The organism is Thioclava litoralis (assembly GCF_045278885.1).
GTDB lineage: Bacteria > Pseudomonadota > Alphaproteobacteria > Rhodobacterales > Rhodobacteraceae > Thioclava > Thioclava litoralis.
The window spans coordinates 359,555-381,746 of record NZ_CP135444.1 but is presented as its reverse complement, the minus strand read 5'-3'; the positions used below and the strand labels follow the sequence as shown (position 1 = coordinate 381,746).

Annotated in this window: 23 protein-coding genes; 7 read left to right on the top strand and 16 right to left on the bottom strand. The window is 62.5% G+C overall.

The window, feature by feature from the left end; translation table 11 throughout:
• Nucleotides 1-10: 10 nt before the first annotated feature.
• The 11 genes from RPE78_RS15370 to RPE78_RS15320 all read right to left on the bottom strand — a co-directional run bounded on the left by RPE78_RS15370 (nucleotide 11) and on the right by RPE78_RS15320 (nucleotide 10,220).
• Entirely contained in the window at nucleotides 11-1,210 is a 1,200-nt protein-coding gene (locus RPE78_RS15370; protein ID WP_330646964.1) for an extracellular solute-binding protein, read from the bottom strand.
• Complete coding sequence (locus tag RPE78_RS15365; protein WP_330646962.1) at nucleotides 1,207-2,205, bottom strand: GTP-binding protein; 999 nt, start codon at nucleotides 2,203-2,205, stop codon at nucleotides 1,207-1,209. The genes RPE78_RS15370 and RPE78_RS15365 overlap by 4 nt, the downstream gene beginning before the upstream one ends.
• Nucleotides 2,202-2,525 carry a hypothetical protein gene (locus RPE78_RS15360; RefSeq protein ID WP_330646961.1) on the bottom strand — a complete coding sequence of 108 codons (324 nt, stop codon included), beginning with the start codon at nucleotides 2,523-2,525 and terminating at the stop codon, nucleotides 2,202-2,204. The genes RPE78_RS15365 and RPE78_RS15360 overlap by 4 nt, the downstream gene beginning before the upstream one ends.
• A gap of 63 nt (nucleotides 2,526-2,588) precedes the next feature.
• The gene (locus tag RPE78_RS15355) at nucleotides 2,589-3,467 is read right to left on the bottom strand and encodes a polysaccharide deacetylase (RefSeq protein WP_330646960.1); all 879 of its coding nucleotides are present in this window, start codon (nucleotides 3,465-3,467) and stop codon (nucleotides 2,589-2,591) included.
• Nucleotides 3,468-3,489: 22 nt separating this feature from the next.
• The gene (locus tag RPE78_RS15350) at nucleotides 3,490-4,548 is read right to left on the bottom strand and encodes an ABC transporter ATP-binding protein (protein ID WP_330646959.1); all 1,059 of its coding nucleotides are present in this window, start codon (nucleotides 4,546-4,548) and stop codon (nucleotides 3,490-3,492) included.
• A 76-nt stretch (nucleotides 4,549-4,624) separates the two neighbouring features.
• Nucleotides 4,625-5,842: an extracellular solute-binding protein gene (locus RPE78_RS15345; RefSeq protein ID WP_330646958.1), complete on the bottom strand. Its 1,218-nt coding sequence runs from the start codon at nucleotides 5,840-5,842 to the stop codon at nucleotides 4,625-4,627.
• Nucleotides 5,843-5,909: 67 nt separating this feature from the next.
• Nucleotides 5,910-6,668, bottom strand: coding sequence for an SDR family NAD(P)-dependent oxidoreductase (locus RPE78_RS15340; protein ID WP_330646957.1), 759 nt, complete (start codon nucleotides 6,666-6,668; stop codon nucleotides 5,910-5,912).
• Entirely contained in the window at nucleotides 6,665-7,399 is a 735-nt protein-coding gene (locus RPE78_RS15335; protein WP_330646956.1) for an SDR family NAD(P)-dependent oxidoreductase, read from the bottom strand. The genes RPE78_RS15340 and RPE78_RS15335 overlap by 4 nt, the downstream gene beginning before the upstream one ends.
• A complete protein-coding gene (locus RPE78_RS15330) occupies nucleotides 7,396-8,235 on the bottom strand; it encodes an ABC transporter permease (RefSeq protein WP_330646955.1) in 840 nt (279 codons plus the stop codon). The genes RPE78_RS15335 and RPE78_RS15330 overlap by 4 nt, the downstream gene beginning before the upstream one ends.
• A 3-nt stretch (nucleotides 8,236-8,238) precedes the next feature.
• Nucleotides 8,239-9,153 (bottom strand): ABC transporter permease, encoded by a 915-nt coding sequence (locus RPE78_RS15325; RefSeq protein WP_406721703.1) that lies wholly within the window; start codon nucleotides 9,151-9,153, stop codon nucleotides 8,239-8,241.
• On the bottom strand, nucleotides 9,150-10,220 hold the full coding sequence (locus RPE78_RS15320) for an ABC transporter ATP-binding protein (protein ID WP_330646953.1): 1,071 nt from the start codon (nucleotides 10,218-10,220) through the stop codon (nucleotides 9,150-9,152). Before RPE78_RS15320 ends, RPE78_RS15325 begins: the two co-directional genes overlap by 4 nt.
• Nucleotides 10,221-10,504: 284 nt before the next feature.
• On the opposite strand from RPE78_RS15320, the gene RPE78_RS15315 reads away from it, so the two are divergent.
• Complete coding sequence (locus RPE78_RS15315; protein WP_330646952.1) at nucleotides 10,505-11,506, top strand: GntR family transcriptional regulator; 1,002 nt, start codon at nucleotides 10,505-10,507, stop codon at nucleotides 11,504-11,506.
• A gap of 26 nt (nucleotides 11,507-11,532) precedes the next feature.
• On the opposite strand, the gene RPE78_RS15310 is transcribed toward RPE78_RS15315, so the two are convergent.
• Entirely contained in the window at nucleotides 11,533-12,426 is an 894-nt protein-coding gene (locus RPE78_RS15310) for a LysR family transcriptional regulator (protein ID WP_330646951.1), read from the bottom strand.
• A gap of 487 nt (nucleotides 12,427-12,913) precedes the next feature.
• Between RPE78_RS15310 and RPE78_RS15305 the strand changes: the two genes are divergently transcribed.
• The 5 genes from RPE78_RS15305 to RPE78_RS15285 are packed head-to-tail and all read left to right on the top strand — an operon-like array spanning nucleotide 12,914 to nucleotide 17,122.
• A complete protein-coding gene (locus RPE78_RS15305; protein WP_330646950.1) occupies nucleotides 12,914-13,630 on the top strand; it encodes a LamB/YcsF family protein in 717 nt (238 codons plus the stop codon).
• 32 nt (nucleotides 13,631-13,662) lie between these two features.
• Entirely contained in the window at nucleotides 13,663-13,899 is a 237-nt protein-coding gene (locus RPE78_RS15300) for an acetyl-CoA carboxylase (RefSeq protein ID WP_330646949.1), read from the top strand.
• 4 nt (nucleotides 13,900-13,903) lie between these two features.
• Nucleotides 13,904-15,289, top strand: coding sequence for an acetyl-CoA carboxylase biotin carboxylase subunit (locus RPE78_RS15295; RefSeq protein WP_330646948.1), 1,386 nt, complete (start codon nucleotides 13,904-13,906; stop codon nucleotides 15,287-15,289).
• A complete protein-coding gene (locus RPE78_RS15290) occupies nucleotides 15,286-16,161 on the top strand; it encodes an allophanate hydrolase subunit 1 (RefSeq protein WP_330646947.1) in 876 nt (291 codons plus the stop codon). Before RPE78_RS15295 ends, RPE78_RS15290 begins: the two co-directional genes overlap by 4 nt.
• Nucleotides 16,151-17,122, top strand: a complete 972-nt coding sequence (locus RPE78_RS15285) for a biotin-dependent carboxyltransferase family protein (RefSeq protein ID WP_330646946.1) — start codon at nucleotides 16,151-16,153, stop codon at nucleotides 17,120-17,122. The genes RPE78_RS15290 and RPE78_RS15285 overlap by 11 nt, the downstream gene beginning before the upstream one ends.
• Nucleotides 17,123-17,193: 71 nt before the next feature.
• Here RPE78_RS15285 and leuB read toward each other — a convergent pair whose 3' ends face one another.
• Complete coding sequence (gene leuB / locus RPE78_RS15280) at nucleotides 17,194-18,300, bottom strand: 3-isopropylmalate dehydrogenase (RefSeq protein WP_330646945.1); 1,107 nt, start codon at nucleotides 18,298-18,300, stop codon at nucleotides 17,194-17,196.
• A gap of 259 nt (nucleotides 18,301-18,559) precedes the next feature.
• On the opposite strand from leuB, the gene RPE78_RS15275 reads away from it, so the two are divergent.
• Entirely contained in the window at nucleotides 18,560-19,504 is a 945-nt protein-coding gene (locus RPE78_RS15275; RefSeq protein WP_330646944.1) for a hypothetical protein, read from the top strand.
• Here RPE78_RS15275 and RPE78_RS15270 read toward each other — a convergent pair.
• The 3 genes from RPE78_RS15270 to RPE78_RS15260 form a co-directional block, all read right to left on the bottom strand.
• The gene (locus RPE78_RS15270) at nucleotides 19,447-20,463 is read right to left on the bottom strand and encodes an endonuclease/exonuclease/phosphatase family protein (RefSeq protein WP_330646943.1); all 1,017 of its coding nucleotides are present in this window, start codon (nucleotides 20,461-20,463) and stop codon (nucleotides 19,447-19,449) included. The genes RPE78_RS15275 and RPE78_RS15270 overlap by 58 nt on opposite strands.
• A gap of 5 nt (nucleotides 20,464-20,468) precedes the next feature.
• Complete coding sequence (locus RPE78_RS15265; RefSeq protein ID WP_330646941.1) at nucleotides 20,469-21,314, bottom strand: hypothetical protein; 846 nt, start codon at nucleotides 21,312-21,314, stop codon at nucleotides 20,469-20,471.
• Nucleotides 21,315-21,511: 197 nt separating this feature from the next.
• A complete protein-coding gene (locus tag RPE78_RS15260; protein ID WP_330646939.1) occupies nucleotides 21,512-21,823 on the bottom strand; it encodes a hypothetical protein in 312 nt (103 codons plus the stop codon).
• Between the last annotated feature and the right edge of the window lie 369 nt (nucleotides 21,824-22,192).

Sequence of the window (22,192 nt, the reverse complement as noted above, 5' to 3'; positions counted from 1 at the left end):
GGAAGCGGCCCTATCCGGCCTTACGCGATCCGCGGCCCTGCGCCTGCGCCGCTGCGGTGATAATTTCGGTCCAGCGGCGCACGAGGTAGTTATGCTCGTCCATTGTCGAGTTCCAGACCGCGACATTCTTCGACCGCGCCCTGACCGACCCGCCCGAGCGCATATCGCCCTTGCGCACCGCGACATGCCCGTTGGGTCCCGGCAGATCGGTCGCGGCGGCGCGCCCCTCATACCAATAGTCCCATTCCGCAGGGGGCAGCGTGTCGCGCACCCGTCCGGGCACCGACATGTAATAGCCCTGCCGCGCGACTTGCGCGCCCGCGATGCCGGACAGATACCAGTTGAGCCATGCATAGGCACGATCCAGCCGCGCGCCCTCCAGATGCCGCGCCAGACACATGCCCCCATGCCATGCACGGTAGCCTTCCTCCGGCACGGCCTGACGCACCCGCAGCCCCGCCTCTTTCATCGCCACCACGGTCGGCGACCAAAGCGACGAGATCGCCAGCTCGCCCGCGCGGAACCGCTCCAGCGGCTCGGTCGCGCGCCGCCAGAACGGCGCCAGATGCCCCGAGGCCACAAGATCAAGCCCCAAAGCCGCCATCTCGTCGATCTCGGCCACGGTCATATTGCCCGGGTCGGCGACCTTCATCCGGTCGGCGGCCATCAAGGCCTGCACAAGGTCGAAAACACCGATCCCCGGATCATCCACCAGCGCCACCCGCCCATGCCAGCGCGGGTCCAGAAGCTCGGCCCAGCTTGTGACATCGCTGTCGACATTCAGTCCTGTCGCACCGATATCGATGGCGAAACTGTCGTAATTATAGACGGTTGGCAGCATCGAGATCTGCCGTCCCGGTCGCGCGGAAAGCGAGGCATCCGCCTGCACCCAAAGCCGCGTCGCCGGAACATCACCATAGCCAAGCGATCCCGGCACCGGATCTAGCGCGGGGCTTTCCATCTCGGGCCAATAGGTGATGCGGTCGATCTCGATCGGCTGGATCGCGCGCCAGTGCCAGACGATATCGAGATTGTGGAAACACTGGTCATAGACATCATAGCTATGCGGCGACATGGCGGCGATGCGCTGCGCATTCACGAAATCCATCTCGATGAAATCAAGCTCGAACCCGAGATCGGCCTCCGCACGGTCCTTGAACCTGCGCCAAGGCTGGATTTCGGTGGTCAGAATACGCAGCCGGTCCGTCAAGCCACGGCCCTCGCGCAGGCAAGGCCGGTGAAGGCGGCAAACGAACGGCGGATCAGGTCGGGCTCCAGCCCTTCCAGTATGAAGACCAGCCGCGACAGACGCTGGCCCTCGGGCCAATGCGTCATATGGGTGGGGGCATGCACCAGATGCTGAACGCCATGAATGGCCACGGGACGATCCTCTCCTTCCAGAGCCAGGATCCCCTTCACGCGAAAAATACGATCACCATAACGATGCAATAAAAGCGTGAGCCAAATCCCGAACATGGTCCAATCTATACGCTCTTCGATCACCAGAGAGAAGGAGGTCACGCCTAAGTCATTATGATGGTGGTGATGATGGTGGTGGTGCGAGGCACACGGGCCTGCGTCGCCGCACAGTGCGGGCAGACGCGCGCGGTCGGCATCCAGCCCGCCCAGCATCTGCGTCACGCTGTCTTGCGTGCTCCAGACCGATGCGGCGGGGTTCATCCTATGCAGCCGCTCGCGCAGTCTTGCCACCTGCGCCTCATCGGCCAGATCGGTCTTGGTCAGGATGATCCGGTCGGCGCTGGCAATCTGGCGGATCGCCTCGGCGCGATGGTCAAGCTGCAAGGCCGCATTGACCGCATCCACCGTGGTCAGCACCCCGCCCGTGCGGAAATGGCTGCGCAGCACCGGATGGGCGGTCAGCGTCTGCAAGACGGGATAGGGATCGGCCAGCCCCGTGGTCTCGATGACCACGCGCCCAAAGGAGATCTCGCCCCGCGTGCGCAGACTATGGAGGTTTTGCAGTGCCTCCGCCACCTCGCCACGCACGGTGCAGCACACGCAGCCCGATTTCAGCAGCACCACATTCTCGTCGATCCGGTCGAGGAGGTGATGGTCAAGCCCGACCTCTCCGAATTCGTTGATCAGGACGGCGGCATCCGACAGCGAGGGGGCCTCCAGCAGCCGCTGCAACAGCGTGGTTTTCCCCGAGCCAAGAAAGCCCGTGAGCAGGATGACTGGGGTCATTTGGCCTCCATGAAGGCAATCAGGTCCTCGTCCAGCGGGTCAAAAGCCCGCCCCGCCAGTGCCTCGGCCTCTGGCCACAGATGCGAGAGCGCCTCGAACACGCTCGACTTTCCGGTGGGCGAGGAGAGCACATAATTGATCCCCTGCCATTCGGCGAGGGTCAGGCGGCGATGGGCCAGCACGGCATTGGCCGCGCGGATCCGGCGCGCGCCCTCGGCACGGCGGGCCTGCCTGTCGGTATTGCGGGTGAACACGCCCTCGCGCCCCACAGCATTCGTCCAATGGTCATCGCATCCCAAGATGCCGCAAAGCGAGCACATATCCGAACCTTTCTCTTAGGTGATCCGGGCGGGTCGCCCCGCCCGGATCTGTTGCGCGAGTGGTTATTTGCGCGGGAAACGGGCCGCGTAATCATCGGCCATCTCGTTCATGGTGACGAATTTCACGCCCTCATGCGATTTGATATGGTTGAAGAGCCGTTCGAGCATCATCAGCACCTGCGGACGGCCCGAGACATCGGGGTGGATGGTGATCGGGAAGACCGCATACTCCATATTGGCATAGACCCAGTCGAACTGGTCACGCCACATCTCCTCGATGTCACGCGGATTGACGAAGCCGTGGCTATTGGGCGATTTCTTGATGAACATCATCGGCGGCAGGTCATCGAGATACCAGTTGGCGGGGATCTCGATCAGATCGGTCTCCTCGCCACGCACCAGAGGCTTCATCCAGTCCTCGGGCTTGCCTGCATAATCGATCTTGGTCCAGCTATCGCCCACCCGCACCCGATAGGGGGTGAAATCGTTATGCATCAGGGAGTGGTCGTATTTGATGCCCTTCTTCAGCAGGAGTTCATTGGTGACATTCGAGAATTCCCACCAAGGCGCCACATAGCCCGTGGGCCGTTTCCCCGAGATCTCGGTGATCAGGCCGATACATTTATCCAGCACCGCCTCTTCCTGCTCGGGGGTCATGGCGATCGGGTTTTCGTGGCTATAGCCGTGAATGCCGATCTCGTGGCCGCGCGCGGCCACATCCTTCATCTGCTCGGGGAAGGTCTCCGCCGAATGGCCGGGGATGAACCATGTGGTCTTGATGCCGAACTTGTCGAACATATCCAGCAAGCGCGGCGCGCCCACCTCGCCTGCAAACAACCCGCGCGAGATATCATCGGGGCTGTCCTCGCCGCCATAGGAGCCAAGCCAGCCCGCCACCGCATCCACGTCGATGCCGAAGCCAACAAGAATTTCCTTTGCCATTTTTCGTCTCCTTTTGAAAATCTTAGCCTGCGATCATCGTGACCGAGGCGGGGTCGAGTGCGAGCGTGACGGACGCGCCGGCATCCAGCCCAAGCGCGCGCTCGGCATGGGTTTCGATGCGGATCTCGCGCTGGTCGGCGAGCTGCATCCGGAAGTAGCCGGTGGCGCCCACGATCTGGCGGCCCGTCACGGTCGCGGGCAGGCATATCTCGCCTGCCGTGCCTTGCGGGCTCAGGCGGAAGGCCTCGGCGGGGATCACCGCCAGCGTCGCCTCGGGCGCTCCTACCCCCGCCAGCGCCCCAAGAGGCGTGTCGAGGCGGGCAAACCCGCCCTCGGACGGCAGGCTGCGCCCCTCGATCAGCGTATTCGCCCCGATGAAATCGGCAACAAACGGCGTCGCGGGGCGGCGGTAAAGCTCTTTCGGGGCCGAGATCTGCTCGACCACCCCGTTCGACATCACCACCACGCGGTCCGACAGGCCAAGGGCCTCGGATTGCGCATGAGTGACAAAAATGAAGGTGATCCCCAGTTCGCGCTGCAACAGCTTCAGCTCGTTCTGGATGATCCGGCGCAGATTGGCATCCAGCGCGCCAAGCGGTTCGTCCAGCAGCAGAATCTCGGGCTCCACCACCAGCCCGCGGGCCAGCGCGATCCGCTGGCGCTGTCCGCCCGACAGGCGGTCGGCCTTGCGGTCGGCCACGGCGGTGAGGTCGAACATATCGAGGATGCGCTCCACCTTGCGGTCGCGTTCCGCGCGGGGCAGCCCCTTCACCTCCAGCCCGAAGCCGATATTCTGGCGCACCGTCATATGCGGGAAGAGCGCATAGTTCTGGAAAATCATCGAGGTCGGGCGCTTTTCGGCGGGAAGATGCGTGACATTGCGGTTCATCATCATCACCTCGCCATTGGTGATGTCCTCGAAACCGGCGATCATGCGCAGGGTCGTGGACTTGCCGCAGCCCGACGGCCCGAGAAAGGCGACAAACTCGCCCTTTTCCACCTTCAGGTCGAAATCGGACACGGCGACCGTGCCATCGGAATAGGTCTTGCCGACCGAAATCAGCTCGAGGTCGTAGATCATGGGGCAGCCTGTTAAGTCTGAGGAAAAAGACCCGGACGGGCGATCCCGCCCGGGCCAGTCAGGGGAAACCCCGGTTTTAGGCGTTCAGGAACTCGTCCCAGCGTTGGATCAGGTGGTCATATTCATCCGGCCACTGATGCCAGTAAGCGACATTGGCCGCGCGTTCTTCCAGCGAGCCGCCATCGCGCAGATCGCCCGGATTGATGCCGCGGGTGGCCGCGCCTTTCCACGGCTGGCCTTCATACCAGAAGGCGTATTCATCGGGGTCCATCGCATCCTTGATATTGGTCGCGGGCGAGTAATAGCCCTGTTCGGTCACCATGATGCCCGGCTTGCCCGAGAGCCAGAAATTGGCATAGGCGATGACCGCCTCGCGGTTGGGCGTGCCCTTGAGCATCGACGGCCCGATGGCCCAGCCGCGATAGCCCTCTTTGGGGGTCGCGTATTTGGCGGGCTTGCCCTGCGCCTTGACCGCCATGACCGCGGGCTGCCACGCATCACAGACCACCATCTCGCCCGAAGCCATAAGGTTCACCAGCTCGCCGAAATCGCCCCAGAGCGCGCGGAACTGGCCCGCTTTCTTCTTGGCAATCAGGAACCTGGCGGCCTCGTCGATCTCGTCCTTGGTCGGGTTGCCGGGATTTTTGGCCTCCAGAAGGCCCAGCGAATTCATCGCCAGAATAGCCTGCCCGATGGCAATCAGCGGGTCCACATTGAGGCCCGACTTGCCCTTCCATTTGTCGTCAAACAGCGCGGTCCATGTATTGGCTTCCTCGGCCGAGAGCACATCGGGATTATAGCCGATGGAATCGTAGTTATAGACCGCTGGCACCATATAAAGCTGGGTCTGCGCCGCATCCGCCCAGATCTGGCCGGAGATTTGCGCCTTGGCATCCCATTTGGGGTTGGTCTTCGTGAAGGTGTCGCGGATCGAGGCCCAGTTGGGCACTTCGGAGACCGGAATGGTTTCGACATTATCGGTGGCAATCAGCGCCGGAAGGCGCTCGCCGATGATCTCCCAGCAGTCATAATCGCTGGAGCCCGACAGGATCTTGGTCTGCGCATCGGGATAGGTCGAGGGCGTGCCCGAGACCGACCCCACCCCGCTGGCCTCCTTGAACATGTCAAGGATGCGGTCCTGCACCGTGGTCGACAGACCCGTGGTGCGCAGCTGCTCGGACGAGAGGCTCTGCGCACGCGCATAACGCGCCCAAGGATGCATGCCCGAGCCAAGCGCCACCGCGCCCAGTGCCGCGCCCGAACGCAGGAGATGCCGTCTGTTGATGATGGTCATATGTCTATTCCCTGTTGAGGATGAGGTTGCAAAAAGGGCACCGCTTCTTTTTGTGTTTTTGCGGTATTCAGTAGCGGCCCGGTGTCAGGCCGCCATCGACCGTGATGACCTGCCCCGTAAGGTAGGAGGCATCAGCGGAGGCGAGGAACCCGATGACAGAGGCGATCTCGGCAGGCTCGCCCAGCCGCTGCATCGGGATATAGGGGGAGGCGATTTCAGCCGCCTGCGGACCAAGACTATGGCCGGGGTTCAGAAGCTGCGCGGTGCGGATATAGCCGGGCGCCACGCCGTTCACGCGGATGCCACGCGCGGCAAATTCCACCGCAAGGCCGCGCACCAGCCCGATCACGCCGGATTTGGCCGCCGAGTAATGCACATGCTCGTCCCAGCCATAGGCCGTGCCCATGATCGAGCTGAGACAGATAATCGAGGCCCCCGCCTTCATCGCAGGCAGGGCCGGACGGATCACCCGCAGCATCCCCTTGAGGTCGATCTCGAACGTCTCGTCCCATTTCTCGTCGGTCATCTCGGCCATCGGCACACAATGGGCGATGCCCGCATTGGCCACGATCACATCGATCCGGCCATGCATCTCCAGCACGCGGGCGACCAGCGCATCACAGGCAGGCGTGTCGCGCACATCCAGCGCCATGAACTCCGCCGAGCCGCCCGCATCGGTGATCGCCGCGACGACGCGCGCGCCCTCCTCGGCCAGAATATCGGTGACAATCACATGATCGCCCTTAGCGCCAAAGGTCTCGGCGGCGGCGCGACCAATCCCGATCCCTGCGCCCGTTACAATCACCACCCGTTTGTCTTGGGTCATAGCATCACATCTCCGGAATTCGGGCCAAGCGTCTGGCCTACATAGAGTTTTGCGTCATCGGAACAGAGGAAGGCCACGCTTCCGGCCACCTCGGCCACCTCGCCAAACCGGCCCAGAGGCAGCTCTGCCCGTTTGGCGGCTTTCCAGTCTTCGGAAAGCGCCTCGACGAGGGGCGTATTGATCGGACCGGGGGCCACGGCATTGACGCGCACGCCACGGTTCGAGACCTCGCGCGCCAACGATTTGGTCATGCCGATGATCGCGGCCTTGGCGCCTGCGTAATGGACAAGCTCGACACCGCCGACCTGACCAAGCTGGGAGGCCACATTGACCACCACCCCCTCGCCCGCCGCGAGCATCGCGGGCAGGCAGGCCCGTGTGCACAGGAAATTGCCACGCACGTGCACCGCAAACATCCGGTCGAACTGGGCGGGCGTGATCTCGGCGAAGGGGGCCTGATGGCCGAAACCCGCATTGTTCACCAAGATCTGCGGGTCGCCCAGCGAGGCGCGCACCTGATCCATCATCGCGCCCACAGAGGCCTCGTCCGCGACATCGGCGGCCACGGCCATCGCCTCGCCCCCAGACGCCACAATCGCGGCGACGGTCGCTTGGGCCGCGTCAGGATGCAGGTCATTGACCGCCACCCGCGCCCCGTCTGCGGCAAGCCGGAGCGCAATGGCCGCCCCGATCCCCGAGCCCGCGCCCGTGACCAATGCGACGCGGCTCATGCTTCCTGCCCCTTGAACTTGCCCGCCCGTGCGGTGAAGCGCTTCATCAAGAGCCCGTAGATCACCAGAAGCGTGAAGGAAAAGAGCGTGGTCAGCACCCCGAAGGCGAAGATATTGGGATAGATCTCCACCGAGAAGGTGCCATAGATCGCCAGCGGCAGGGTCAGGTCGCGCCCTGCGGTAAAGAGCGTGCGGGCGAATTCGTCATAAGACAGCGTGAAGGAAAAAAGCATCGCCGACAGCACGCCCGGGAAGATGATCGGGAAGGTCACACGGCGGAAGGTCTGCGCGGGGCTGACCCCGAGCGCCATCGAGGCTTCCTCGACGCTGCGGTCGAAGCGATTGAAGATCGCCAGCAACACGAGGAAGGCAAAGGGATAGGTATAGACCACATGCAGCACGAAGCTGGTGCCCCACCATGCGCGGCCGATCCCCAGCGTGTTCGACAAAAGCGCCATACCAAGCCCCACCAGCACGCCTGGCACCATCATGCCAAGAATGATGAGGTAGAAAACGGGGCCAGAGCCACGGAACTTGGTGCGGAAGGCCTCGGCGCTCATCACGCCCAGCACGGTCGAGACCACGGTCGTCATGAAGGCCAGCACCAGCGAGCGGATCAGGCTATCACCCACAGGAAGCTGCGAGACGCGCGATCCATCGACCATGCCCAGAAGATGCTCGTACCAGTAGATCGACCAGTCGCGGATCGGGAATTGCGGCCCGCCATCGGCGCTTTGGAAGCTGAGGATCGCCAGCACGATCATCGGGCCGTAGAGGAAGAGGAGGAAGATCGCCGTATAGACGCCAAGAACGGGTTTGAGGATACGCGAGTGCATGGGTTACATCTCCTTGCGCAGGTCGACGATGCGCAGCGCCAGCGCGATGACGGCAGTGATGATGATGGTCAGGACCACGCCCGCCACGGCGGCAAAGGCCCATTTGAGCGACCCGACCTGCGAGACGATAATATTGCCCAGCAGGTTCACCTTGCGCCCCGAAAGCGAGGCGGCAGTGGCGAACTCGCCCAGCACCATCACCGAAACGAAGATCGCGCCCACCACCACACCGGGCAGCGACAGAGGCAGGATGATGCGGCGGAAGATGGTGCCGAAGGAGGCCCCCAGATCGCGTGCGGCCTCGATGACCGACGGGTCGATGCGGCCAAGCATGAAGGTGATCGGCCCCACCATGAAGACGCAGTAGATCTGGGTCATCCCTACTAAAACAGAGAACTCGGAAAACAGCAGGAAGGTCAGCGGCTCGTGGATGATCCCGAGATTGAGCAGGATCGTGTTGATCGCGCCTTCCGTGCCCAGCATCGGACGCCAAGCGATCACGCGGATCAGGAACGAGGTCCAGAACGGAATCACACAGGCGACCAGAAGCGCGGTCTGGAGGGTCTTGTTACGGACGAAAAGCCCGATGAACAGCGCCACCGGATAGCCGATGGCAATCGTCGCCACCAGCACGATCGCCCAGATGCGGATCGTGGTGCCAATGGCGGAAAGATAGGTCGGGGACGACAGGAAGCGTTCCCAGCTGGCGGTGGTCAGCGTCGAATTCACGCTGAAGGTGGTCTGGGTCCAGAAGCTGACATAGATAACCATCGCCATCGGCAGCACCATGAAAAGTGCCATCCAGATCACGCCGGGCGTCAGCAACATCAGCGCGCGGTTCCGGTCTTTGCGGGCACGGGCGACGGCGGGGCTTTGGGATGTGGCCTCGGGGAGGTCGGTGGTTGCAGCAGCCATTATGCAGCTCCCTCGAAAATACGGATCTGGTCCGGATGGAAATGCAGCGCATAGGTCGCGCCTTCGGTCATCTCGGGCAGGCGTGGCTGGCCCAGATGGTCCACGACCTGCACAAGCTGCCCGTCATTGGTGCGGAAAAACGCCAGCGCGGTGGGGCCGTTGAACTCCCCCGTCAGATAGCGCGCAGGGAAGGAGAGATGCCCCTCGGGCACAGCGTCGGGGCGGGCGATGCTGATCTGGTCGAAACGCACGCCAAGGCTGCCCGCACCGCGCGGCATCAGATGCGGCGGCAGGGCGAATGTGGCGGCACCGGTGGCAAAGCCCGCGCCCGTTCCCTGCCCCGCAAGGATGTTCCATGCGTTCAGATGGCGGGCGGCGGCGGCATTGTCGGGATTGGCAAAAAGACGGGTGGCGGGCGCATCCTGCACGATCCTGCCGCCCGACAGAATGGCGACCGTATCGCCCATCGTCAGCGCCTCGGCCTCGGAGCCCGTGACATGCAGGAAAGACACTTTCAGCCGCTCGCGGATGGCGCGCAATTCGTCACACATCCGCGCGCGCAGATTGGCATCAAGCGCGCCAAGCGGCTCATCGAGAAGCACGATCCGCGGTTCGGTCACCAGCGTCCGCGCCAAGGCGACCCGCTGGCGCTGCCCGCCCGAAATTGCCCCCACACCGCGATGGCCAAAGCCCTTGAGCCCGACCAGATCCAGCGCCGCCTCGGCGCGCTCGATCACCTCTTTCGGGTCTCTCACCGCCGCCTTGGCACGATGACGCAGCCCGAAGGCCACATTGTCGCGCACGCTCAGATGCGGAAAAAGCGCGAAATTCTGGAAAACGAAGCCGATATCACGCAGATGCGGCGGAACCCCGTCCAGACGGGTGCGATCAAAGCTGACCGTGCCAGTATCAGGTTCCTCAAAGCCCGCAATCACCCGCAGCAGGGTCGTCTTGCCCGAGCCGGATGCCCCCAGAAGGGATACATAGCGGTCGTCAGGCACCGTGAAGTCCAGACCGTCCAATGCGGTTACATCGCCGTATTTTCGGCTGACCCCGGATAGCGTGAGCATCGGCGTCTCCCTGTTATTTTTGATATATGCATACAAAAGTCGATTCTATCTTTCGATCAAGACTTTTTCGATCTTTGTGCTCAAAAATCATTTTTTCAGGATCGTAAGCCAAAATAACATCATTCTAGTGCGTAAAAACCAGACATGCCGGCTGTTTTTGGCAAGATAACTGCTCAGTTGATGATCAGAATAAGATCTTTGCGTGCAAAGATCATTGATACATTGCGTGCAAAAACCGTTATTCTGACTCGCAAGACCTTCTCGGCGCAGACGGAGCCCCCCCTATGAGCACAGCGATCATCGACCGCAACGACGCGACCTCCGGCACGCCTGCCACCATGTTCGAGGCCGCCGCCTCGCTGTTGCGCAGCAATATCGAGGCAGGGCATCTTCTGGCAGGCTTCGTCTTGCAGGAAAGCGCCCTTGCCGAGCGGCTGGGCATGTCACGGGCCACCGTCAAACGCGCCTTTTCCATCCTTGAGGACGAGGGGCTGCTGACCCGCTTTTCCGGTCGCGGGCTGGTGGTGGCGGGCGGGTGCGGCACGCCGCAGCGCGTTGATCTACGTCAGGTCGAGCTGGATCTGGAGGGGCTGGACGACGCCTTGGGGCAGCCCTCTTGGCACCGCATCTATGCCGAGGTCGAGCGCGAGCTGTCGCGCAGCCTGATCTTTGGCCGTTACCGCGTGATCGAAGCGATGATCGCGCAGGAATACGATATTTCGCGCACCGTGGTGCGGGATGTGCTGGGGCGGCTGCAGGAACGGGGGCTGGTCCAGAAAACCCAGACCTCCCGTTGGATCGTCGAACCGCTCACCGCCCAACGCATCAAGGATAAATTCGAGCTGCGTCAGGTGCTTGAGGTGGCCGCGCTCAAATCGGGCCGCGCCGATCAGGCCAGCCTGCAGCACCTTCTGGACGAGATCCGCAGCCTTGATCCGGTCGAGAGACTGTCGCCAGCCCGCTGGTTCCGGTTGGAGGGCTGCTTCTTCGAGGCTGCCGTCATGGCCACCCCCAACCGCGACCTTGCCCGTTTCGCCGAACTCAACCGCCGCGCGCTGGATGCCTCGCAGCTTGCGCTGTTCTCGCTCGGGCTGCCGCCCGACCTGCAGACGCTGCGCGAGATCGCGACCATTATCGAGCTGCTGCAAACGGGGCCGGTATCGGCGGCGGCGGACCTGCTGACCACCCATCTGGGCAATGCGATGGCGCGCACCATCGCGCAGCTCAAGATCACCGCGATCATCGACCCGCCGACCGATCTGGCCCCCTATCTCAGCCCTGCCTGAGGTCCCTCCCTAGATTACGCCCCGGCCTAGCCCCTATGCATGAACTCGCAAAAGGCCTGCACGGCGGCGGAGTGCTCCACATTGGCCGCCCATGCCAAGCCCACATTCATCGTGGGGATCGGATCGGCCAGCGTGATCACATCGACCCGCCGCCCGTCCAGCGACCACGGTCGATAGACCATATCCGACAGGATCGTGACCCCCATCCCTGCCCCGACCATCGAGCGCACCGCCTCGGTTGACGAGGTCCGGAACGCAATTCTGGGCCGCGCCCGCAAATGGTTCCAGTAACGCTGCGCGGTATTCGAGGCCTCGTCCACGGTCAGCATGACATAAGGCTCCTGCGCGACATCGGCCAAAGTCACAACGGGCTTCTCCAGCAGGGGATGTTCGGCACCGACCCAAAGCCTGCGCCGCGATTGCAACAGCGTCTCGTAAAGCAGCCCTTCCTGATTGGCGATATTCGAGGTCAGCATCAGTGCCAGATCATAGCGGCCAGAGACCAGGCCGTCCTCGATCGCCTCGCGCGGGGCCTCGACCATCTGCAGCGTCACCTTCGGAAAGGCACGGATGAACCGTTCAAGATAGGGCGAGGCATAATAGCCCGCCACCGTATAGGTCATCGCCAGACGCAGCGCCCCCTCCACCTCGCTGCGCCGCAGATTGGGGGCGCGCACCGCCTCGTCCAGAGCACTCAGCACGCGCCGCGCATGATCTTGAAAGATCGTCCCCTCATAGGTCAGCCCCATGCCCCCCGCATGCCGGTCGAACAGGGGGGCGCCGACAATCTCTTCAAGCTGGCGAATGGCCGTGGTGACAGCCGATTGCGAGACATTCAATTCCTTCGCCGCCCGCGACACCTGCCCCTCGCGGGCGACGGCAACAAAGTAGCGAATCTGGCGGAAGGTGGGTTCGTTCATTATAGGAGATACCTCTATTCCACAAAACAGATACAGCCTTGGGGTGATCCTGTAGCGACTGCACGCCGCACAGATGAAAACCCTTTATCATCGGGGCATTTGCCGGATAACGCCGGATAAAAGCGATATATCTGTTTCAACCGGAGGCCACCGCGTCCAGAAGCATTATTCATTTTTCAGAATTCATTGCCAGCATATTCTGTATTTTACATTCCGCCGAAACCCTGTCTTGATGAGGACAAGGCCGGAAAAATCCGGCACCAAGGCCCGCGAGAGGCCACCCAACAGAGACACCATAACCCGAAGATCCGACGCTCTGCCTGCCATAGCCCCCATGCGCCGCTGTGCCTCCTGGCCATGCGCTGCGGGCATGCAGCTATCGCGTGGCCAAGACCCGCCTGTTGCCCGCTCCGGCCAGCATCCGCTATGGCCGTCGCCCCGACATGCCGTTCTGCCGCGACCGGATCCGCCAGAAAAGGAGAGGCACGTGCCCGCCACCCTCAATTGCGACATGGGAGAAAGCTTCGGCCTCTATCGCTTTGGCGATGATGCCGCGATCATGCCTCTCATCGGACAGGCCAATGTGGCCTGCGGTTTTCACGGATCGGACCCCAGCCATATGCGGCGCACCGTCGCGCTGGCACGGGCCCATAATGTCAGCGTGGGCGCGCATGTCTCGCTGCCCGACCTGCCCGGCTTCGGACGGCGCGAAATGAAGATGGACCGTCAGGAAATGGCGGATATCATTCTCTACCAGATCGGCGCGCTGAAAGGGTTTGTGGATGCCGAAGGAATGACGCTCGACTATCTCAAGCCGCATGGGGCGCTTTACGGCATGGCAGCACGACAGGAGCATATCGCGCATGCCGTCGCCGATGCCGCCGAAATCTACGGCCTGCCGGTGATGGGGCTGACGGGCACCCTGCATGAACGCATTTACACCGAACGCGGCCTGACCTTCTGGGCCGAGTTCTTCGCCGATCTCGAATATGACGACGAAGGCCGCCTGATCATCACCCGCGACCATCAGGCCGTTGACCCCGCACAGGCCGCCGAACGCTGTCTGCGCGCTGTGTCCGAGGGCCTTCTGACCACCGTTTCGGGCAAGCATCTGCCGGTGCGCGCCGAAACCATCTGCATCCATTCCGATACGCCGAACGCTGTCCAGATCGCTCAAGCGGTCAAGGCCGCGCTTGGCCAATGACGCTCCCACCCCTGCACGAAAGGATCCTGCTCATGCCCACCGAAATCCGCTCTCCCGTTCCGGGCACCTTCTATCGCAAACCCGCCCCCGACCAGCCCGCCTTCAAGGAAGCCGGAGACAGCGTTGCGGCTGGCGAGACCGTCGGCTTGGTCGAGGTGATGAAGACTTTCATCGAGATCAAGGCCGCCGATGCCGGTGTGATTGCCGAGTTCACCGTCGAGGATGGCACCCCCGTCACCCCCGGCCAATGTGTCTGCGTAATGGAGTAAGGGGATGGGGATCACAAAACTTCTGATCGCCAATCGCGGTGAAATCGCGCTGCGCATCCAGCGCGCGGCCCGCGATCTGGGAATAAAGACCGTGCAGGTCCATTCCGAAGCCGATACCGAGATGCTGGCGGTCAAACTGGCCGATGAGGCCATCTGTATCGGCCCCGCGCCTGCGGCCAAATCCTATCTGGATATCGACGCGATCCTGAAAGCGGCCCGCGACAGTGGCGCGGATGCGATCCATCCGGGCTACGGGTTTCTGTCGGAGAATGCAGAGTTCGCTGATGCGGTGGTGGCCGCAGGGCTCATCTTTGTAGGCCCCTCGGGTGACACGATCCGCATGATGGGCGACAAGGCTGCCGCCCGCGCGAGCGCTTTGGCCGCAGGCGTGCCCACCGTGCCGGGATCGGAGGGGATCATCACCGATATGGCCGCCGCTGAAGCCCTTGCCGGACAGATCGGCTTTCCGGTCATGATCAAGGCCGCCGCCGGTGGAGGCGGGCGTGGCATACGCGTGGCGGAGACGGCGGAAGAGTTCCGCACGCTGGCCCCGCAGGCCTCTGCCGAGGCCAAGGCCGCCTTTGGCGATGGGGGTATCTATATCGAGAAGCTGATCGCCCGCGCCCGCCATGTCGAGGTGCAGATCATGGGCGACGGGCAGGATGTGGTGCATTTCTTCGACCGCGAATGCTCGCTGCAGCGGCGCCGCCAGAAGGTCTGGGAAGAGGCCCCTTCGGCCGCGCTTGATGACACCACCCGCGAGGCGCTGTGTCAGTCTGCCGTGGCGCTGGCCAAGTCGGTCAATTACCTTGGGGCGGGCACGCTGGAATATCTCTATGACGATGCGACGGGGGCCTTCTACTTCATCGAGATGAATACCCGTATTCAGGTCGAGCATCCGGTGACCGAGATGATCACCGGCCATGACCTTCTGGCCGAGATGATCCGCGTGGCGGGCGGCGCGCCCCTTTCGCTGCGCCAATCCGACATCCAGCGGCGCGGCCATGCCATTGAGGTGCGGCTCAATGCCGAGGATCCGGCCAATAATTTCATGCCCTTCCCCGGTGTGGTCAGCGGGCTGCGCCTGCCCGACGGGCCTGGCGTGCGGATGGATCACATGCTGTATCAGGGCTATGCGATCCCGCCTTTCTACGACTCGCTGCTGGGCAAGCTGGTGGTCTGGGCGGACACCCGCGAGGCGGCGCTGACCCGCCTTGGCCGTGCGCTTGGCGAATTGCAGGTTGACGGCCTGCCCACCACCGCGCCGCTGTTCAGCGCGCTTCTGGGCGATGCCGAGCTGCGCGCCAATCACGTCCACACCAAATGGCTGGAACCCTGGTTAGAGACCCACGCCCATCTGATCGCGCAAGAAAAGGATAAAGCCGCATGAGCTGCCGTTATTCCTATGGCGGAGACGAGCATATCTTCGTCGAAGTCGACCCGTCCATGTCGCTCGAGGCGTTCTTTACCTCGCTTTCCATGACCAATGCGGTGCGCGACGCCGAAATCGAGGGCATCACCGAGATCTGCCCCGCCAATGCCTCGTTCCAGATCAAATTCGACCCTGATGTGATCGCACCCGACATGCTTATGGCGCGGCTGCAGGAGCTGGAGGCACAGGCCGAGGCGGCCCCTGCCGTGCTCGACACCCGCATCGTTGAAATTCCTGTGTATTATCAGGACCCTTGGACCCATGAGACCCTGATGCGCTTTCGCGAGCGCCATCAGGACCCCGCGGCCACCGACCTTGAATATGCCGCACGGATCAACGGCTATGACAGTGTTGCGGCCTTCATCGAGGCGCATTCCGGCGCGCCTTGGTTCGTGTCGATGGTGGGGTTCGTGTCGGGGCTGCCGTTCCTTTACCAGATGGTGGATCGCGACCGGCAGATCGAGGTGCCCAAATATCTGCGCCCGCGCACCGATACGCCAAAGCAGACCGTAGGCTATGGCGGCTGTTTCTCCTGCATCTATTCGGTGCGTGGCGCGGGCGGATACCAGATGTTCGGCATCACGCCGATGCCAATCTACGACCCCGAGCAGAAGGTCGCGCATCTGAAGGAGTTCATGGTCTTCTTCCGCCCCGGCGACATCGTGAAATGGAAACCCATCACCCGCGAGGAATATGACCGTATCCTGCGCGAGGTCGAAGAGGGCAGCTACACCCCCCGCATCCGGCCCGTGCGCTTCTCGCTTGAGGAGTTCAACGCCGATATCGACGGCACAAATGCCAAGCTGATGGAGGCGCTCCATGCCGATTAATGTGATCTCCGCCGGAATTTCCACGACGGTGCAAGACCTTGGCCGCCCGGGCTATTACCACTTGGGCATCCCGATGGGCGGCGCGATGGACCGTATGGCGCTGCGCGCGGGCAATCTTCTGGTCGGCAATGAGGAAGGGGCGGCCTGTCTGGAATGCGCCTTTTTCGGGCCGGAGCTGGAATTTACCGAAGATGCCGTGATCGCGATCACCGGCGCGGAGCTGCCGCCCAAGATCGATGGTGCGCCCCAGCCCACATGGACCGCGCTGGACGTGCGCGCGGGTCAGGTGCTGTCGTTCGACTATCTGCAAGCGGGCGCACGAGCCTATATCGCCGTGGCAGGCGGGATCGATGTGCCGATGGCGCTTGGATCGCGCTCGACCTATGCCATCGGCGCGCTTGGCGGGGTCAAGGGGCGGGCCGTGCAGCCGGGGGATGAATTACCGATCGGGACGGGGGCCAAGGCCGGCACCGGCAAGAGCCTGCCGCCGGAGCTGCGCCGCCTTCCGGCCGCCCGCGCCGAGCTGCGCATTCTCCCGGGGCTTTACAACCACCGCCTGACCGAGGCCAGCCTTGCGCAATTCTTCAAGGAGGACTGGCGCGTGGCCAATGAGGCCGACCGGATGGGCTACCGGTTCCAAGGCGGCACGCCTTTGGAATTTGTCGCACAGGACCAGCCTTTTGGCGCAGGATCGGACCCGTCAAATATCACCGATGCCTGCTACCCTTACGGGTCGGTGCAGGTGCCCAGCGGGGCAGAACCCATCATCTTGCACCGCGATGCGGTTTCGGGCGGCGGGTATTTCATGCTGGGCACGGTGATTTCGGCGGATATGGACCTGATCGGCCAGCTCCAGCCCAATATGCATGTCCGGTTTGTGCCGGTCGATATGGCCACCGCCCTGCAAGCGCGCCATGACCGGCGCCAGCAACTGGACAGGATCCGCAAGGCATTGGCCTGATATGGGCCAAAGCCAGACATGAAAACGCCGCGCCCTCTGTTCGGGGGCGCGGCGTGCAGGAACGAAAGGGATCAGAGCGAGGCGTCGAGCGCTTCGATGATCTTGTCGCCCATTTCCGAGGTCGAAACCGGCACACCGCCTTCGGGGCCCAGCAGGTCTGCGGTGCGCACGCCATCGGCAAGCACCTTTTCCACGGCCGCTTCCAGACGGTCGGCTTCCGCGCCCAGATCGAAGCTGTAGCGCAGCGCCATTGAGAAGCTCAGGATGCAGGCGATCGGGTTGGCCTTGCCCTGACCCGCGATATCGGGGGCCGAGCCGTGCACGGGCTCATACATCGCTTTCGGGCGACCATTGGCCATCGGCGCACCAAGGCTGGCCGAGGGCAGCATGCCAAGCGAGCCGGTCAGCATCGCCGCCGCATCCGACAGCAGATCGCCAAACAGGTTGTCGGTCACGATGACGTCGAACTGCTTGGGCGCGCGGCACAGCTGCATCGCGCCCGCATCGGCATACATATGCGACAGCTCGACTTCGGGGTATTCCTCGTCATGCACGCGCTGCACGACTTCGCGCCACAGGATGCCCGACTCCATCACATTGGCCTTCTCCATCGAGCAGACCTTGTTGCCGCGACGCTTGGCCAGTTCGAAGGCCGAACGGGCAACGCGCTCGATTTCGCTCTCGGTATAGCGCTGGGTGTTGATACCCACACGCTCGTTATTTTCAACGATGATGCCGCGCGGCTCGCCGAAATAGATGCCCGAGGTCAGCTCGCGCACGATCATGATATCAAGACCGGCGACCACATCTTTTTTCAGCGAGGAGAAATCGGCCAGCGCGTCAAAGCATTGTGCGGGGCGCAGGTTGGAATAAAGATCCATCTCCTTACGCAGACGCAGCAAACCGCGCTCGGGCTTCACCGAGAAATCCAGAACGTCGTATTTCGGGCCGCCCACGGCGCCCAGAAGCACCGCATCGACCTCTTGCGCCTTGGCCATGGTTTCGTCCGACAGCGGCACGCCATGCACGTCATAGGCCGCGCCGCCCACCAGATCTTCGGAGACATCAAAGGCCACATCGCGCTTTGCGCCGAACCAGTTGATGACCTTTTTGACTTCGGTCATGACCTCGGGGCCGATGCCGTCGCCCGCCAGAATGAGGATCGAAGGGTTTGCCATGAAATACCTCCCGCATGTTCAGGCCCAACTGGCCAATAAGACAAGGTTGGGCGAGGGCGTAGCCAATGCCCGCCTCGGGGTCAAGTTCCGAACGTGCACTTGGACGGCACCGGAAGACGGTGCGCGGGGAGAAAAAATCGGCAGCATCGAAGGTGACGCAGCGTCATAGGCGAGGTTTCGCAGTCGTGAAAATCAGCCGCTCGCGCAGGGGCGTCCGATTTTGCATGATAGGACCATAAAGAGCAGAACGGAAAAACGCATGACTCGCAGACTCCTGATTCTCGGGATGGGGGGGCTTTTCGGAGCCGCCGCCGCCCGCGCCTTTCGTGCCGCAGGCTGGGATGTCGACCGCTACCATCGCGGCTCGGATGTCTCGATTGCGGCGCGCGGCGCCCGCTGGATCATCAACGCCACCAATCCCGCCAATACCGCAGAGCTGGAGCGCGACCTGCCGGACCTGACCAAGAAGGTGATTGCCGCAGCCCGCAACTCGGGGGCTTCGGTCATCGTCCCGGGGAATTTCCACATCTATGGCCGCAGCGGCACGGCGTGGGGCCCCGACTGCCCCCACGCGCCGGTCAGCCGCCGTGCCAAAGCCCGCAGCGAAGCCGAAAAGCGCTATCGCGAGGCCGCCGATGCCGATCATGCCATGCTGATGCTACGGGCGGGCGATTTCGTCATGCCGGGCGCACAGGCCACCTTGATGAACAGCCTCGTCCTGCCCAAGCTTGCCAAACACGAGATCACGGCGCTGGGTCCGGCGGACAAGCTGCATATCCATGCCGATCTGGAAGATCTGACGCGGGTCGCCGTGGCCTTGGCCGAAACCGCAGACGAAGGCGGCGGCTTTCTGGACATTCCCTTCCCCGGCACGCGCTTTTCCGCCCGTCAGCTCGCCGAGAGCCTCTCCAGACAGATCGACAAGAAGATCCGCCTGAAATCCTATCCGTGGTGGCGGGCACAGTTCAGCGCAAGCGGGCGTCAGATGGCGGCCAACCGTGCGTTCTACCAAAATGACCACGTCATTGACGAAGGTCCGTTCCGCATGCTGTTCCCGACCTATGAGACCAAATCACTGGACCGGATCGCCTTCGAGCACCTTTATATGCGCGGCATGAAGGTCAAACCCGAGGGTCGCGCCGCCGATCAATCGCCCCGTGCGCAATCGCATGGCCAAGCGATGTCGACCCAGACCATCTTGTAACGCGTCGAGACATGGGCCGGAGCCTGCCACCGCGTTCCGGCCCCAGAGACCTGCAACTGCCGATCCGGCAGGATGTAATCCAGCCGCAGCAGCCTGCCCGACAGATCGCTCGTGGCAAAGGGGCTTCCCTGCTGCGCGGCATCCGTGGATGCGGGACGGGGATCTTGCAATCTTGGATGGGCAAGAAGCGCCTGCAACGCATCCTTGCGTCCTTCGGACTGGTCGGGGTCCAGATTGGCGCGCCCCAGCATCACCACGGGCGGATCGTCGGGCAAGCCCGCAAGATAGGGCAACCAGAACGCCGTCTCGTCATGATTGCGCCGCCCGTTGCGATCTTCGGGCCCGTCGAAAATCGGGGGGGTGGCCGCCCAGACCAGAAGCCGCAATGCGTGACCGGCCTCGTGCAGGCGCACATCCCAATGCACGGTGGAGGACAGGCGTTGCACCCGCTGCGCCGCCTCGGACAGGCCCGCGCCCGCGATCAGAGTGTCCGGCATGTCCCGCCAGAGCGTGCCACTCAGATCCTGCACCGGCCCGATCTCCAACCGTGAAAGCAACAGCACCCCGCCCTGCCCCGTAAACCGGCCATATCCCTGCGCATCCCTTGCCTCGCCCAGAACGCCGTTCCCATCCAGATCCGCCCCCGATGGCAGGCCGCTATTGGGCTGGAGATGCAATGCATAGGGATAGTCCAGACCCTGCGCGGCAAGCCTCTTGCGAAAGGCCTCTGCCGCCAGCCCCTGCGCATCCCAATCGAAATCAAGAAGCAGCAGCACATCCGCAGACAAGCTGGCCATTTCCGCGACACTGGCCGCAACCTGCGGGTCCTTCCGCGCAAGAATATCGCGATACAGAAGCCCCGGCCCCTTCCGGCCAAGCTGCGGATCCCAAAGCGCAATCCGCAGCCCCGATGCCTCTTCAGCCACGGCCAGTGTCAGGCCCCATAGCCACAGGGCCACACAGATCAGGCCGCCTGATAGGTACCGTCGTCTCCGGCTTCGGCCTCGGCACGGGCGTGACGCCTGCGTTGCGCGATCATCGCCGCGATCCGGCCCATCGCCATGCCACGCATCACCAAAGCCGTAGGAAGGAATGCCCATAGGATCACCAGCCAGATCAAAGCATGCGGGCTGCGCGGCATCACCGAAACAAACACAATAGAGACCAGCTTCAGCAGCACCGGCAGCAGAAAGGGAAGAACCACACCGACACTCGCATTCACCCAAGAATCGCGGCGCAACCTGTCCACCACATCCCCGCCCATCGTCGGATCGAAGGTCGGCAGATTGACCCAGACATTGAACCGCTCCTGCCGGTTGGGCCATCCCAGCGCATGAATCGCCACAAGAAAAGCCCCGATGCCCGTCAGGCACACCATGCTTGCAAGCCCCGCAAGGCTTTGCAACACCCCCAAACGCGATTGCGCCGCAGCGGGCAGAACCTGCATCAGAAGCCGCAAGGGGCTATAGGGGAAATCCAGCAGACCGCCGAAAGCATGCCCGAGCGCCAGCAAAAGCCGGTTGAAGGTGCTGGGCACCGCAGGGGCGATACTGGCCAGAGACAACAGGATCACCAGCCCGAAAAACACCAGAAAACGGATGCGGTTATAGGGCGCGGCATCGCGGAATTCGACAAGGCAGGGATAGACGGAACTGTATTCGAACACGGTCAGCCCTGCGAGAAACAAGGCGACAAAGGCCACGACCTGCATCGTATCGGCCCCTGCTCCGGGCAGAAGAAGCGCCGGAACACAGATCACGAATGCCAGTAATAGCGCCCGAAGACTGGCGCCGAAGATACGTAAAACCACTGCCCTGCCCTCTGGTCCGGACAACCGCGATACACTGTCGGGGTTTTATACCGGATCTGGATACTGCCTTAATCTTGCCATGATTTTGCCCAACTTCGCCACGTTTGGCAATCCGGCCGTGAAAATGCAGCCTATTTTCACAAAGCATCGGCCTTCCTGCCACAGCGGACGCGCCTCAGGCCTTATCCGGTTTGACGTCATCTGCCGCATGGCAAAGAGGGCCTCTCTGCCTTGAGCGTCTTTTGCGGTGCCTTCCGGCACAGGATGTAAAGCGTTGTGCCCGACAGGATCAGAAGACCGCACAGCACCAGCAACGGCAGCCCCAGAAACAGGAAATCTTCCCGCGAGCCGACAAACAGGGACGCGACCCCGATATGCTGACAGTGCCCCGACACGCTGGCAAACCCGCATGCCAAGCCAAGAACATAAACGCAGAAAATACAATCGGCCCCCGCCAATACGGCATTCAGGACCACCCAGATTTTCAACAGCCGGATTTGCAATTTCAATATACCTCCTCGATAGGCTCAGAAATGAGACGCATAAAATAATCGCCTGAGCCGTTTTGCAGAAATGGCGGATCGGGAACAGGGATTTTGTCGCGGCACGACATCCCGTCCACCGCCGCCATCCGAGAACAACCAGCCAGATCGGTCTAAATATTGAACATAAACGCATAATTGCGCGCCGGTTTACGAAAACCCTTGGCATATCAACGGCAGCCTCCGGCCAGCGAAACGCTCTGTTTTACGATTTTTTTCACATAGCCGACATGCACCTGATGCAAATATTTTCACCCACACTCTACATTTCAGGCATTTTTCTTAATCAATCGATCAAACATCCACCCCGCCTTCGGCTTGACAATCGGCTTCAGG